This is a genomic window from Streptomyces sp. URMC 126, from assembly GCF_051386555.1.
Taxonomy (GTDB): Bacteria; Actinomycetota; Actinomycetes; order Streptomycetales; family Streptomycetaceae; genus Streptomyces.
In genome coordinates, this window is record NZ_JBPQTX010001406.1 from 1 (window position 1) to 232 (window position 232).

Here is a 232-nt window from a genome sequence, read left to right on the forward strand (position 1 = left end):
GATCTTCCTCGGCCTCTCCCGGGGCTCCGGCATCGCGCTGCTGGTGATCATGGCCGCCATCGCGGTCTTCCTCACCTGGCGCACCCTGGTCGCCCTCGCCGAGAACGAGGGCAACTTCCTCACCACCTTCGAGTGGAGCGCCAACGCCGACCCGCCGGTCTTCGGCATCGCGGTCCTGGCCTACGGCACGATCGTCAGCTCGATCATCGCGATGGTCCTCGCCGTCCCCGTG

1 pseudogene is annotated in these 232 nt (G+C 68.5%); it reads left to right on the forward strand.

Going from position 1 to position 232, the window contains the following annotated elements:
• Position 1: 1 nt before the first annotated feature.
• Positions 2 to 232 (forward strand): annotated as a pseudogene (locus tag ACSNOK_RS36460) (phosphate ABC transporter permease subunit PstC); the annotation flags it as partial.